Here is a 13,472-nt window from a genome sequence, read left to right as displayed (position 1 = left end):
TATTTATTCTGCTGCCTGTGGTTCCCGGTTTTCCTCTATTTGAGGAAGCGGGGTATGGAGGATCCTCATAAACTCTTCTCCTGTTATGGTCTCATTCTCAAACAGGTGTTTTGCCAGCTCATGCAGTTTTCCCATATTCTCCTGCAGGATCTTATATGCCTTCTCATGCTGTTCTCTCACCAGTTCCACCACCCTTTTATCAATGAGGGTCTGGGTTTCAAAGGAACATGCCAGGGAGGTATCACCACCAAGATACTGGTTTGTCACATTTTCCATGGCTACCATATCAAACTCGTCGCTCATACCAAACCGGGTGATCATGCCTCTTGCCAATTTGGTCGCCTGCTCGATATCATTGGACGCACCCGTTGTAACGGAATGGAAAATCAATTCCTCCGCCGCACGCCCGCCTGTAAACGTAGCGATCTTATTTTCCAGTTCCTCTTTTGACATAAGGAAATGTTCCCCATCCTCCACCTGCATAGTGTATCCCAAGGCTCCCGAAGTTCTGGGTATGATGGTGATCTTATGGACAGGTGCGGAATCTGTCTGCATGGCAGCTACCAGCGCATGGCCAATCTCATGGTAGGAAACGATCAGTTTCTCTTTCTCGGAAAGCACACGGTTCTTCTTCTGGTATCCTGCAATGACCACCTCAATGCTCTCCTCCATATCTGCCTGTGTGGCAAACTTTCTTCTGTCACGAACAGCCCTCAATGCCGCTTCATTTACAATATTAGCCAGTTCCGCTCCCGATGCGCCGGATGCAGCCTTGGCAATTTCACGGAAATCCACGTTGTCGGATATTTTGATTTTTTTGGCATGGACTTTCAGGATCTCCTCACGCCCCTGCAGATCAGGAAGTTCCACAGGGATACGCCTGTCAAAACGACCCGGACGGAGCAGAGCCGCATCCAGGGAATCGGGACGGTTCGTTGCCGCCAGGATCACGACACCTTTGGAACCGTCAAATCCGTCCATCTCGGTCAGAAGCTGGTTCAGTGTCTGCTCACGCTCATCGTTGCCGCTGATGTTGCCGTCACGCTTCTTACCAATGGTATCAATCTCATCAATAAATACGATACAGGGTGCTTTTTCATTGGCCTGCTTAAACAGATCACGTACTTTGGCAGCACCCATACCAACGAACATCTCCACAAATTCAGAGCCCGATATGGAGAAAAAGGGAACGTTGGCCTCGCCTGCCACGGCTTTTGCCAGAAGCGTCTTACCTGTTCCCGGAGGGCCTACCAGAAGGGCGCCTTTCGGCATGGATGCACCGATTTCCCGGTACCTTTCAGGGTTATGGAGATAGTCCACGATCTCTGTCAGCAGATCCTTTGCCTCGTCCTCCCCGGCTACGTCTGAGAACATAATGCCATTGGTAGATTTTACATAGACCTTGGCATTGCTCTTTCCAAAACTCATGGCCCCGGCTCCCCCGCCCATGCCTGACATCATCTTCTTACTCAGCCAGTTACCGATGAATAAGAAAATAGCAATGGGGATGATCCAGGACAGCAGGAAGGTGAGGATTGGGGACTGCCTTGTGGGAATCTCCTTGGCGAATTTCACATCCGCTTTATCCAGCCGTTCAACCTCCTGCAGATCATTAATTCTTCCCGTCTTGTAAACCTGTGTCTTATCGCCGTCTTTCACGGTATAATAAATGGTGTCATCATCCAGTTTTACCTCATCTATCTTGCCGCCGTCCAAATCATTTAAAAATTCATCATATCTGACTTCCTTGATACTCCGCTCCGCGATCGAGGGCACAAGCAGGGTATTCAGCAGAATCAGAACGACTATGACAATGGCATAGTAGAACATAATTGGTTTTTTAGGTTTTTTGTCTTTCACTTCCATCTGTTTTTCCTCCATGATTTCCTGATCCATTGGGAAATCTATGGTTTAAGTATGCCACTTTTTTGTGAATTATTCAATGAATTGGCTATGTTTATTCTATAAAAAATATATGAAGTGCTGCTGTTCACCGTTTCCACACAGCACAGTCCCTTGTTCCGCCCTCCTATTTATCGTCACCGGTCAGCCGCAGCACAGCCTGTATTTCATCCACGTCCATGTCCAGAAAGGCAGCCAGTTCATCCACACTGTATTTGACCTCCTCGTCTTCCAGAAGTTCTTTGATCTTTGTCTCCAGATCACGTACTTTCTCCACAAGGATATCATCCCCCTGCTTCCGGTCCGTCTGCTCTTCCAGCATGAGCAGAATGGCATTTCTGATCTCCCCGCAGAGGAATGCGTGGATGTCCTGGGCCTCATGAAGCATTTCAATGGCACTCAGCAGACCGATATTTCCCTCTGCTATCATATCACCGATAAAGACTTCCCTGTGTTTCAGCTCTCTTGCCGTTGTTACTACCTGAGACATATACAGCTCTGCCAGACGTTTTTTTGCCGCATCCTCATGGTTCAATACCCCTTTATAAAGGCTTTCCCTCTCCCCGGGCTTCTCTTTGGGTATATCAGAAAGTATGCTCTCGTAATCCTCCAGATATTCCAGTTCTTCCTGGGATAACGCAGCTTTTTCTTCTTTTTCCCCACTGTCCTCATTCCCGCCTGGATCAATTTCTCCTTGTTCCGAAGGTGCGTCTGCTGTCTGCCTCTTCTTTCCCTCCACCTGGATTCCCTGAACAGCCAGGTATTCATATACTTTCTGTATCTGACCTTCTGTGAGCCCGTTTCCGGCAAAAAGTTCTTCCACTGTATCTGCGTGTATCTTTTTTCCGTTTCTTACAGCCAGCTCCAGTGTTTCTTTGAGCTTTTCCTGAAATTCCCTGATCTCCATAACTGTCTCCTTTTCTTTCCGTCCACATGCCGCGTTCAGAATACAAACGCGGAATGACTGCAGCGGCTGTGCTGCTGTTTTATCCTATTACCCGGATAGTCTTAAAGACAGTATAAGCGATTAAAAATAAGTTGTAAAGTTCTACTCTGCAGGATCACAGTTTTTCACTCAAAAGCCGGTTCACCGTCTGTGGGTCTGCCTTTCCTTTCATCTCTTTCATAACCTGGCCTACAAGAAAACCTAGAACCTTTGTTTTCCCGGTTTGGTATTCCTCCACTGTCTTGGGATTCCCGGCCAGCACTTTATCCACCACACGCTCCAGCGCGCCTGTGTCTGTGACAGACTTCAGACCGTTTTCTTCTATATAAGAAACCGGGTCTATATCTTTGTCAAACATGATCTCAAACACCTTTTTTGCCGTCCGGTTGTTCACCTCCCCCTTTTCACAGACTGCGATCAGGCCCGCCAGATGCCCGGGTGTGAAGCGGATCTCTTCTGTTTCCATTCCTCTGTCTTTTAATAGCCTCAGGGTCTCACCGATAAACCAATTGGCTGCCTTTTTAGGCCCGCCGGCAATCTTTTTCTCTTCCAGAAGGCTGACTGTCTGTTCAAACAAATCTGCCAGGTATCTGGACTGTGTTAAAAGCCAGGCGTCATAGGCAGACAAACCCAATTCTTTCTCATAGCGCCCTGCCTTTTCCTCCTGAAGCTCGGGCTGCCGCTCTTTTATCCGTTTTGTCCACGCCTCACTGATCACAACAGGAGGCAGATCAGGGTCAGGAAAATACCTGTAATCCTTGGCATCCTCTTTTGAACGCATAGCATAAGAATATTCCTTATTGTCATCCCATCTTCTTGTCTCCTGCTGCACGCATTTCCCCTCTTCCAAAAGCTCAATCTGGCGTTCACGCTCCCCTTCAATAGCTCTGGCAATGGCCTTAAAGGAGTTTAAGTTCTTCATCTCCGTTCTGGTGCCCAGTTCACTGCTCCCGGCCTCCCGCACAGACAGATTCACATCCGCCCGCATAGATCCCTCCTGAAGTTTACAGTCCGAGACACCAAGGTACTGGCAGATCAAGCGCAGTTTTTCCAGATAAGCAATAACCTCCTCAGAACTCCTCATATCCGGTTCAGATACGATCTCCACCAACGGTACACCGCTTCTGTTGTAGTCCACAAGGGAACAGTCTTCCCAGGCATCATGGATCAGCTTTCCGGCATCCTCCTCCATGTGCATCTCATGGATCCTGATCTTTTTCTTCACGGATGCCGTCTCAATTTCCAGAAATCCGCCGTAACAGATGGGGAGATATAACTGGGAGATCTGGTAGTTCTGTGGATTGTCCGGGTAAAAATAATTCTTACGGTCGAATTTACAGGTGCGGTTTACCCGGCAGTTGGCAGCCAGCCCAAGGGCCAGGGCATACTCTACCACCTGTTTGTTCAGGACAGGCAGGGACCCGGGCATTCCGGTACATACCGGACAAGTATGGGTATTGGGCGCCCCACCGAATTTTGCAGAGCACCCGCAGAATATTTTTGCAGCCGTAGCAAGCTCCACATGCACCTCCAGGCCAATGACTGTCTCATATTGCTTTCCCATTATTTTACCCCCTTTCCGTGTGCTTTGGGAAACTCTCCCCTGATCTGTTCATAGGCATATGCGGCCTGTATGATTTTTTTCTCCTGAAAACAATCCCCGATAAACTGCAGTCCCACAGGCATGCCACTGCTGTCCCTGCCGCAGGGAACACTTATGGCAGGAAGGCCTGCCAGATTAACCCCTGCTGTATAAATGTCACTCAGATACATGTTCAGCGGTTCCGAAAGGCTGCTCCCAACCTTTGGCGCGGTAGAAGGAGCCGCAGGCGCAAGCAGCATATCATACTTAACAAAAGCCTGGTCAAACGCTTTCTTTATCATTGCCTTTACTTTCAGGGCTTTCAGGTAATACGCATCATAGTAGCCGGAACTCAGCACAAAAGAACCAAGCAGGATCCGGCGCTTCACCTCTTCCCCGAAGCCCTCAGCCCTGGTTCTTTTATACATGTGGTGAAGTCCCTCAAACACCTCTGTCCTGTAACCATATTTTACGCCATCGAAACGGGCCAGGTTGGAGCTTGCCTCCGCTGAGGCGATAATATAATAAGCAGGGATCACATAATCCACCAGGCCCAGGGAGAAGAATTCCACAATGGCACCGTTTCTTGTCATCAGGTGCACCGCATCCACAAGCGCCCTCTTCACATCCTTCTCCAGACCTTCCGCCAGATATTCCCTGGGAATCCCAATCTTCATTCCACGCAAATCCTTTTTCAAATATCCGGTAAACTGCAGATCCTTCCGCATCACGGAAGTGCTGTCTTTTGGGTCATACCCTGCCACAGTCTCCAGCAGTGCCGCACAGTCGGACACATCCTTTCCCACCGGTCCAATCTGGTCCAGGGATGAGGCATATGCTATAAGGCCATATCTGGATACGGTTCCGTAGGTGGGCTTTATTCCCACCACACCGCAGTAAGCGGCCGGCTGACGGATAGAACCGCCTGTATCACTTCCTAATGCGGCGAACACTTCATCCGCTGCCACCGCCGCGCAGGAGCCTCCTGACGAACCGCCCGGCACTTTGTCTGTATCCCAGGGATTTCTGGTAATGCCATAGGCTGAGGTCTCTGAGGTGCTGCCCATGGCAAATTCATCCATGTTGGTTTTGCCAATGACGATCATTCCCGCATCTTCCATTCTGCGTACAGCCTCCGCATCGTATGGCGGAACAAAATTTTCCAGAATCCTGGACGCGCAGGTGGTCTTTCTGTCCCTGGTACAAATATTGTCTTTTACCGCCACAGGAACACCGGCGAGAGGGCCTGTATATTTTCCTGTTTTTATACCGCTCTCTACCTCTTTCACCCTGTCATATATTTTCTTTTCATCTGTCTCCAGAAAGGCGTGGAGTGTGCTGTCCACCTTTCCGATCTGGTCCAGAGATGCTTTCACCGCTTCCCTGACGCCTGCCTCTCTGCTCTTAATGGCCCGGCCCAGAGTGAGGGCTGTCATTTCTTTGATCTCCATATCCCTAACCTCCATCTTCAACCGCTGTCACTGCACTGTTTTCGGTACCTGGTACTGGCCGTCCTTGCTCCTGGGCGCATTTTTTATCATGGCCTCACGGTCGTTCCCGTTTGTTACAATATCCTCCCGGAAAACATTTTCCACCGGAAAGGTGTGGGAAAGCGGTTGGATTCCCTCTGTGTCCAGCTCATTTAATTTATCTACATAATCCAGCATCTCCTGCATTTTTTCCCTGGCGGCTTCCCGCTCCTGGGGTTTGAGGGCCAGTTTTGCCAAAATTTCCACATTTTCCATAACGGTATCATCTATGATCTGTTTTGCCATAACAATATTCTCCTTTTCTCTACGGTTCCAGCCGGTTCATATCTCTTGGGAAAAGACAGGCTTCCCTCACGTTATCTTCACCTAAAAGCTGCATGGTAAGCCTCTCCAGGCCAATACCCAGGCCCCCATGGGGTGGCATACCGTACTTGAAGGTATCCAGATACTGCTCCATCCCCTCCCGGCTCATGCCTCTTCTCTCCAATTTCCCGGTCAGCATATTGTAGTCATGGATACGCTGTCCCCCGGTTGTCACCTCCAGACCTTTAAACAGCAGATCAAAGCTCAGGGTAAACCGTTCATCCTCCGGGTCATCCATTGCATAAAAGGGCCTTTTTTTGGAGGGATAATGTGTGACGAACACAAAATCCGAATCATATTCCTCTTTGAAGTACCGACCGATCAGTTCCTCCTCCTCCGGCTCCAGATCAAACGGATTTTTAATTTTCCTGCGGTATTTTTCAGACACCAGCTCTTTTGCTTCGGTAAAACGGACACAGAGAATTTTATCGGTTCCCGGCAGCCTGATCCCCAGAATCTTCAGCTCTTTGGCGTATTCTTTTTTCAGCAGCTCCATTGTATACCGGAGAAACCCTGTCTCCATGGCACAGATATCCATAAAGCTGTCAATATACCCCATTTCAAGATCCAGGCTGGTATATTCGTTCAGATGCCGCCTTGTGTTATGCTTCTCCGCACGGAACACAGGGCCCGTCTCAAACACCCTGTCAAATACCCCCACCATTATCTGTTTATAAAACTGTGGGCTCTGCTCCAGAATGGCGGGCTTGTGGAAATAACTGAATTTAAAAAGGCTGGAACCGCCCTCCGCCCCTTTTGATCCTATTTTCGGAGTATGTACTTCCGTAAATCCCTGGCTGTATAAAAATTCACGAAAGGCCCTGCACACACCCTCCTGAATCTTAAAACGGGCCCTTTCCTTTATATTCCGCAGAGATATGGGGCGCAGGTTCAGTTTAGTCTCCAGAGATGTGTTCAGCTTCCATTTGTCTATGGCAAGCGGAAGAGGCGCGGCGGGAGATGACAGGATCTCAACCTTTGAAAGCCGCAGTTCCTTTCCATGCGGCGCTCTTTCCTCCTCATGAATGGTACCTGAGACACGGACACAGTCTCCTTCCTTCAAATGGCAAATGGAAAGATCTGTCTTCCCCTCCTCCCATACCGCCTGCAGCAGACCGTCTCTTTTTCTCAGGATCACAAAGGCGATCTCTCCCATATTTCTGATACTGTGAACAGTTCCCTCCACCAGGATTTCCCGGTCTGATTCTTTAACTTCCAGTATCTGCGGAAGCTCCAGTGTTTCCTTTTTTAAAATACCTGCTGCAAATTCCATATCACAGTTCTCCTTTTTCTATAAATTAAAAAAGTCCCGGGGATATCCAGAAAAATCCAGATACCTGGGGACAGGATATTATTGATCACATCTTTGTGATCCGTTCGATCGCTTTCACTGTATTTTCATAGGTTCCGAAGGCTGACAGTCTAAAATAGCCTTCTCCGTGTGCTCCAAAACCGCTGCCGGGTGTTCCCACCACATTTGCTTTGCTGAGAAGTTCATCAAAGAACTCCCAGGAACTTAACCGGCCGGGTGTTTTCAGCCACACATACGGGGCATTGATGCCGCCGGATACGGAGTATCCTGCATTTTTCAAGCCTTCGCAAATCACCTTCGCGTTTTTCATATAATAGTCCACCTGGGCTCTCAACTGCTCTTTTCCTTCCGGGGAGTAAACAGCTTCCCCGGCCCGTTGTACAATATACGGCGCGCCATTATACTTGGTCCCATGCCTTCTGGACCAGAGGTCATGCAGGGATACACTGCCGCATTTCAGATCTTTTGGCACTACTGTGTAGCCAAGACGGACTCCGGTGAACCCGGCATTTTTTGAAAAACTGTGAAGTTCGATGGCACAATGTCTCGCACCTTTGCATTCATACACGCTGTGAGGTACGTCTTTTTCTGTTATATATGCTTCATATGCTGCATCGTAAATGATCACCGCGCCCACGCGGTTGGCATAATCCACCCATTCCTGCAGCTCTGCTCTTGTGATCCCTGCTCCTGTGGGATTATTCGGGAAACACAGATAAATAATATTCGGAGTTTCCTTTGGAAGTTCAGGGACAAAATGATTGTCCTCCACACAGGGCATGTAGATCATACCGTCATAATTCTGTGCGTCCGGATTATAATTACCTGTTCTGCCTGCCATGACATTCGTGTCTACATACACAGGATATACCGGGTCGCAGACAGCGATCTTATTATCCGGTCCGAAAATTTCCTGGATATTTCCGGAGTCACATTTTGCTCCATCTGATACAAAAATCTCATCTGCTTCAATATCACAGCCACGATTTCGGTAATCATTGTCCGCAATGGCATTTCTCAGAAAATCGTAACCTTTATCCGGAGCGTAGCCATGGAATGTCTCCGCATTTGCCATATCATCCACTGCGCTGTGAAGTGCCTTTATAATAGCCGGTGCCAAAGGCTGTGTGACATCACCGATCCCCAGCCGGATCATGTCTGCATTAGGGTTTTGATGCTGATAGTCAGCCACTTTTTTTGCTATATTGGAAAACAGGTAGCTGCCCTGAAGTTTCAGATAATTATTGTTGATCGTAAACATATCACATTTCTCCTTTATGACGATTTGGTACAGGCTTTGCTGCCGTTCCTCTTTATACTTCATCGTAGATAAGCGTCAGTATCATCTGCGCTGTCTCTACCATGCCGGTAGCACTGTCCATGCTGCATTTTTGTATATAACGGTATGCCTCTTCCTCTGTGAGATGGTTTCTGTCCATCAGAAGGAGCTTCGCGTTTGTAATATAGTTCTGGTCCCGCTCACACCGCGGTTTTGGCTTTTTCTTTACTTTTTTTTGTCTGCGCTCAATCTGGTAAAGCTGCATTTCCACAGTGTTTACCAGTTCATAAATACGGATAGGCATGGTGACTGCCATGATCCCTGATCCTGCCGAGCTGACCACATTTGCAGAACCGATAAGCAGCATTTCAAAAAATCCGGGCAGACATTCTGCCAACTCCCGGTAATACATGTCGGGCAGCTTATAACCGCTGATCACCAGTCCTGCGGGATGTTTGTTCACTTCGATCAAAGCCTGGGCGGCAGTTGTACATGCTACGGTATTTTCAAATCCATGCTGTATGAGGATTTTCCGTATTTTCTTTGCATCTTCCGGTTTCGGTAACACGATAATGATGATGCTCATGCACTGCCTCCTGTTCCTTTATACACGGTACAGATATTGTTCGATCTCCCACTCAGAAACCTGTTCCATGTAACTCTCCCACTCTTTTTTCTTCGCTTTCACATAGCACTTTGTAAAAGTATCGCCCAACACGGCTCTCATGAGAGGGTCCCTGTTAAATTCCTCCAGTGCCTCGCTGAGATTTTCCGGCAGGGTATCAATGCCTGCGTTCTCCTTCTCCTCCCTGGAGAGTTTCCGGATATTTTCTTTCAGCTCTTTTGGAGCCTGCAGGTTCTTTTCGATCCCATCCAGACCTGCCGCCAGACACAGTGCAAATACCAGATATGGATTGGAGGAAGAATCCGGGCTTCTCAGCTCCAGCCTTGCTCCTTCGTCCCGCTGGGTCTGTACCCGTACCAATGCGGTGCGCTGCTTGGATGACCAGGTAATGTCTGAGGGTGCTTCAAAACCGGGGGCTAATCTTTTATAGGAATTAACAAGCGGGTTACACAGGGCGGTCATACCTTTGATATGCGCAAAAATGCCTGCCAGGAAGGAATATCCCCCGCGGCTCAGTCCCAGGTCATCAGACGGGTCTGAAAAGATGTTCTTTCCGTCTTTCATCAGGTACATGTTCACATGCATACCGGAACCGTTGACGCCTGCTTTTGGTTTGGGCATGAAGGTGGCGTGAAGGCCGTGGCGCTTTGCTATGGTTCTCACAGCCACCTTGAAGGTCATTACTTTATCGGCGGTCTCCGGGGCATCGGAGAACCGGAAATCAATTTCATGCTGTCCGGGGGCTATTTCGTGGTGGGAGGATTCAATTTCATATCCCATCTCCTCAAGAGTCAGCACCATGTCTCGTCTGGCATTCTCACCCAGATCCACAGGACTTAGATCCATGTATCCCGCCTTTTCATGTGTTGTGGTTGTGGGCATACCGTTATCGTCTGTGTGGAAAAGGAAAAACTCGCATTCCGGGTTCACCATAAGGGAATATCCCATCTCCGCGGCTTTCGCTGCAACACGGTTCAAAATGAATCGGGGGCTTTCTTTATAGGGTGTACCGTCTTCCTGATAAATATCACAGATAAACCGGGCCACTTTTCCCTGCTGGGGGCGCCAGGGAAGGATTGTAAAGGTGGACAGGTCGGGATGCAGATACATATCTGCCTCCTCGTTCCGGATAAAACCTCCGATGGAGGACGCGTCTATGACGCAGCGGTTATCCATGGCTTTTTCTAACTTGCTGGATGGGATCGCAATATTTTTTAATGTCCCGAACATATCGGTGAACTGCAGGCGGATGAATTCTACGTCCTCTTCCTCTGCCATGCGCAGGATTGCTTCCCTGGTGTAGTTTTGCATTGTATTATCTCCTCTCTTGATGGATGATAGGAATGGAACCGGATACGGGTGCTTAGGAGGCGGGCGATGGGTCCGGTTTTGGTAAAATTGTCTGGTTTGTGATCTTTGGATAAAAAATGGGCGTGCTTATCCAGAGTACCCTCCGAATAAGAACGCCCTTGTTCTTTCATTTATGGTTGGTATTATAGCAAGGGAAGTTAGAATTGTCAATATAAGGATTTAATCTTCTCTCCCCCAGATAATCCAGCATCTGACTTCCTGACCAGACAGCCGCGGCAGGGTTCGCCACATTTTTCCCCGCAACATCCGGTGCTGAACCGTGAACGAGAGGACTCCAGGAGGCGCCAAATGCTTCAGGTTCTATTCCCGTGTCCGGATCGCGGGCCCATCTTTTATCCTGTCATTGACAATTTTTATCCAGGACTCTGGTTGGATGCCGGGGTTTTTCACTTCTTCATCATATCCTTTATAAGCATAATATTCCCCGCCCCATATACATAGATCACCATGCTTCACATTAGTTTTAATATCATCGTCACTTGAATACTCATGGATCGTCCCTGTCAATTCAAACTCTAAATTATTACCGTTGGCTATGTAATCCGCAGGTGTCTTATAATTCCAATTGTTCAGGTCTCTTTCTCCTACCATGACATAATACTTATCAACATCACCATATGAATACTTGAAAATATTACCCGGCTTAAGAACTATTATTTTATTTTCATTATCTGCAAAATCTTCCGCTGTCGGCCAATAATCATTTTTCACTACAATATCTGTATCCGGATAAGTTTGGCTATTTTCTGGTGGGTCTGGTGTTGGCGTCTCACCACCCGATTCAGCTTTCCCAGGACCTTTAATTTTCTCAAAATCATCTTTATCCTGGAAGTTATAACACTCCACATATCTTGTAGTCGAATAACTGCCAAACTTTTTGTGGTCTATCTCTAAATGAATTCTAATTACATTTTCGGGATATATTATACCATCGGGATCCGCTAATGAAAATTCCAACTTAGTAATTTTATAATCAAGATACATTTTTTTATCAAAAGTCCAGTCTATCGGCTCATAAACTAATTTCTTATTACTATCATTCAAAACAGATTCAACCCGGTAATAATGAATAACCAATTGCTTATCACCACCTGTATCTGGCTTTGTATTTGTTATGTAGATGTGACTCCCACTTCCATTATACAAATCTATCTTGGACATATCGTCCTCGATCTGCAATGTATATTTTGTATTTAATTCCTCATTTTCAATGTTCACTCGTTCGATATTCACCTGAGCTGCAGATATAGTTCCGGCTATTTTATCCATAAGTGTATCCGATACCTGCCTGCCATAATTAATGCTTTGGATTTTATAATAAACGTTCATAGCAGAGGAAATAACTTGGGTGGAAAGCAATATAAATAAACTGATAAGCGCAAATGTCACTATCAATTCAATTAATGTAACCCCCTTTTTACTATTGAAGGTCTTTTTTAATTTTAGTACCGTATATTTATTATATCTTTCTTTATGTCTGCCGCGGTTCATATCAATCCCCTATGAATACTTTTTATTTCCCAGTTGACGCTTCTGGCACTTCAAACGTGTACATTACAAACCCTGTACCCCAATCGTTTACGTTATATTTTAATCCGGATTCTCTGCTCAAGTTGAGTTCTACATAAGATGCACCATTTAGTACAGTTGCCTGCTCCTTGTCAATCTCCAAATATAAGTCCATAGAAGAGGTTTTCATATTGTTTAAATTTTCATATTTATAATATTGTTCATTAAACTTTTCTGTATTAGCCAACACCTTCCGAGAAGAATTTAACATATGCACTGAAACTGATACCACCTTTGAAAACATTGCAGTGATCAATACAACAACTAAAAATGCAACTAAAGTCTCTATCATTGTCGTTCCGCTCTTTCTGTTCTTCATCATTTCATCACACCTTCTACTCCCGCTCACTTAATTCCCAGCTCCATATCTCACCTTCATCAATTGTATTTCCGTCCGGATCAATATTCTTTTTTTCAAATTCCTGCCCACCGGAAAGTGCATCATAATCATCCTCATCTTCCTTTGGTAATTCTTTACTGTCTGTGACATTAAGTTCAAAATAGGAGGTAATTGTTGTTTTGGCTTTTCCCTTTTCACTTGTAACAGATACTACCAGTTGAGTTCCATTCTTATCACTGACCTCATCTTCACTTATCCAATACATTAATACAGACATCCCATCTGTCAGTTCCTTGTTTAAATTAGCTGTAAATCCTACGTTAAAATGCCGATAAGCATACTCCGCCATATGCCCTCTCTCATCATTGTTAAAATATTTCCAACTATTTTGCCATACATTAAATCTTAAATAAAACCACAAAGGGTATTTTTCTGCCGCTCCGCTCTTGTAGGCCTCTGTTGACGGGATTGTAATTTCATATTCTAATTCCTTGCTCAGAGATTGGGCCAGTTCGCGGCATTGGGCGGAATCCTGCTGTCTTCTGGCTGTAGAATACAGAGAAAAAGACACCAGCAGCAAGGCCAGGCTAAGCATCATAAGTACCGCCATTATGGCTATGGCAATAATAAGCCCAGAACCATTTTTATTATTTCTTAACGACCTCTTTTTCATAGCTGGTGTCCTTTCCTAAT

General features: G+C 46.6%; 13 protein-coding genes. All 13 read right to left on the bottom strand.

What is annotated here, in order from left to right; translation table 11 throughout:
* Nucleotides 1–3: 3 nt before the first annotated feature.
* The 13 genes from ftsH to A4V09_RS20430 all read right to left on the bottom strand — a co-directional run bounded on the left by ftsH (nucleotide 4) and on the right by A4V09_RS20430 (nucleotide 13,452).
* Nucleotides 4–1,866: an ATP-dependent zinc metalloprotease FtsH gene (ftsH, locus tag A4V09_RS20485; RefSeq protein WP_065544891.1), complete on the bottom strand. Its 1,863-nt coding sequence runs from the start codon at nucleotides 1,864–1,866 to the stop codon at nucleotides 4–6.
* A 163-nt stretch (nucleotides 1,867–2,029) separates the two neighbouring features.
* Complete coding sequence (locus A4V09_RS20480) at nucleotides 2,030–2,809, bottom strand: hypothetical protein (protein WP_065543949.1); 780 nt, start codon at nucleotides 2,807–2,809, stop codon at nucleotides 2,030–2,032.
* A 154-nt stretch (nucleotides 2,810–2,963) separates the two neighbouring features.
* Nucleotides 2,964–4,412: an Asp-tRNA(Asn)/Glu-tRNA(Gln) amidotransferase subunit GatB gene (gene gatB, locus A4V09_RS20475; RefSeq protein WP_065543948.1), complete on the bottom strand. Its 1,449-nt coding sequence runs from the start codon at nucleotides 4,410–4,412 to the stop codon at nucleotides 2,964–2,966.
* Complete coding sequence (gene gatA, locus A4V09_RS20470; protein WP_065543947.1) at nucleotides 4,412–5,881, bottom strand: Asp-tRNA(Asn)/Glu-tRNA(Gln) amidotransferase subunit GatA; 1,470 nt, start codon at nucleotides 5,879–5,881, stop codon at nucleotides 4,412–4,414. Before gatA ends, gatB begins: the two co-directional genes overlap by 1 nt.
* A 27-nt stretch (nucleotides 5,882–5,908) precedes the next feature.
* The gene (gene gatC, locus A4V09_RS20465; RefSeq protein ID WP_065543946.1) at nucleotides 5,909–6,205 is read right to left on the bottom strand and encodes an Asp-tRNA(Asn)/Glu-tRNA(Gln) amidotransferase subunit GatC; all 297 of its coding nucleotides are present in this window, start codon (nucleotides 6,203–6,205) and stop codon (nucleotides 5,909–5,911) included.
* Between the two features lie 19 nt (nucleotides 6,206–6,224).
* Nucleotides 6,225–7,556 (bottom strand): aspartate--tRNA(Asn) ligase, encoded by a 1,332-nt coding sequence (gene aspS, locus A4V09_RS20460; RefSeq protein WP_065543945.1) that lies wholly within the window; start codon nucleotides 7,554–7,556, stop codon nucleotides 6,225–6,227.
* A gap of 85 nt (nucleotides 7,557–7,641) precedes the next feature.
* Complete coding sequence (locus A4V09_RS20455; RefSeq protein WP_065543944.1) at nucleotides 7,642–8,856, bottom strand: LL-diaminopimelate aminotransferase; 1,215 nt, start codon at nucleotides 8,854–8,856, stop codon at nucleotides 7,642–7,644.
* A 52-nt stretch (nucleotides 8,857–8,908) separates the two neighbouring features.
* Nucleotides 8,909–9,460 carry an ANTAR domain-containing response regulator gene (locus tag A4V09_RS20450; protein WP_065543943.1) on the bottom strand — a complete coding sequence of 184 codons (552 nt, stop codon included), beginning with the start codon at nucleotides 9,458–9,460 and terminating at the stop codon, nucleotides 8,909–8,911.
* 18 nt (nucleotides 9,461–9,478) lie between these two features.
* Entirely contained in the window at nucleotides 9,479–10,810 is a 1,332-nt protein-coding gene (gene glnA / locus A4V09_RS20445; protein WP_065543942.1) for a type I glutamate--ammonia ligase, read from the bottom strand.
* A 166-nt stretch (nucleotides 10,811–10,976) separates the two neighbouring features.
* Nucleotides 10,977–11,174 (bottom strand): isocitrate/isopropylmalate family dehydrogenase, encoded by a 198-nt coding sequence (locus A4V09_RS26230; protein WP_157123564.1) that lies wholly within the window; start codon nucleotides 11,172–11,174, stop codon nucleotides 10,977–10,979.
* Nucleotides 11,171–12,361, bottom strand: coding sequence for a type II secretion system protein (locus A4V09_RS20440; protein ID WP_065543941.1), 1,191 nt, complete (start codon nucleotides 12,359–12,361; stop codon nucleotides 11,171–11,173). The genes A4V09_RS26230 and A4V09_RS20440 overlap by 4 nt, the downstream gene beginning before the upstream one ends.
* Nucleotides 12,362–12,383: 22 nt before the next feature.
* On the bottom strand, nucleotides 12,384–12,761 hold the full coding sequence (locus tag A4V09_RS20435) for a type II secretion system protein (RefSeq protein WP_065543940.1): 378 nt from the start codon (nucleotides 12,759–12,761) through the stop codon (nucleotides 12,384–12,386).
* 13 nt (nucleotides 12,762–12,774) lie between these two features.
* Nucleotides 12,775–13,452 carry a hypothetical protein gene (locus A4V09_RS20430; RefSeq protein WP_065543939.1) on the bottom strand — a complete coding sequence of 226 codons (678 nt, stop codon included), beginning with the start codon at nucleotides 13,450–13,452 and terminating at the stop codon, nucleotides 12,775–12,777.
* Nucleotides 13,453–13,472 lie beyond the last annotated feature (20 nt).

This window comes from Blautia pseudococcoides (assembly GCF_001689125.2).
Taxonomy (GTDB): domain Bacteria; phylum Bacillota; class Clostridia; order Lachnospirales; family Lachnospiraceae; genus Blautia; species Blautia pseudococcoides.
The sequence above is the reverse complement of the archived record's forward strand: the minus strand, read 5'-3'. Positions and strand labels throughout refer to the sequence as shown.

Bases quoted from the DNA above. Each gene is read 5' to 3' on its own strand.
- ftsH (WP_065544891.1), bottom strand. From the start codon at position 1,866: ATGGAAGTGAAAGACAAAAAACCTAAAAAACCAATTATGTTCTACTAT.
- A4V09_RS20480 (WP_065543949.1), bottom strand. From the start codon at position 2,809: ATGGAGATCAGGGAATTTCAGGAAAAGCTCAAAGAAACACTGGAGCTG.
- gatB (WP_065543948.1), bottom strand. From the start codon at position 4,412: ATGGGAAAGCAATATGAGACAGTCATTGGCCTGGAGGTGCATGTGGAG.
- gatA (WP_065543947.1), bottom strand. From the start codon at position 5,881: ATGGAGATCAAAGAAATGACAGCCCTCACTCTGGGCCGGGCCATTAAG.
- gatC (WP_065543946.1), bottom strand. From the start codon at position 6,205: ATGGCAAAACAGATCATAGATGATACCGTTATGGAAAATGTGGAAATT.
- aspS (WP_065543945.1), bottom strand. From the start codon at position 7,556: ATGGAATTTGCAGCAGGTATTTTAAAAAAGGAAACACTGGAGCTTCCG.
- A4V09_RS20455 (WP_065543944.1), bottom strand. From the start codon at position 8,856: ATGTTTACGATCAACAATAATTATCTGAAACTTCAGGGCAGCTACCTG.
- A4V09_RS20450 (WP_065543943.1), bottom strand. From the start codon at position 9,460: ATGAGCATCATCATTATCGTGTTACCGAAACCGGAAGATGCAAAGAAA.
- glnA (WP_065543942.1), bottom strand. From the start codon at position 10,810: ATGCAAAACTACACCAGGGAAGCAATCCTGCGCATGGCAGAGGAAGAG.
- A4V09_RS20440 (WP_065543941.1), bottom strand. From the start codon at position 12,361: ATGAACCGCGGCAGACATAAAGAAAGATATAATAAATATACGGTACTA.
- A4V09_RS20435 (WP_065543940.1), bottom strand. From the start codon at position 12,761: ATGATGAAGAACAGAAAGAGCGGAACGACAATGATAGAGACTTTAGTT.
- A4V09_RS20430 (WP_065543939.1), bottom strand. From the start codon at position 13,452: ATGAAAAAGAGGTCGTTAAGAAATAATAAAAATGGTTCTGGGCTTATT.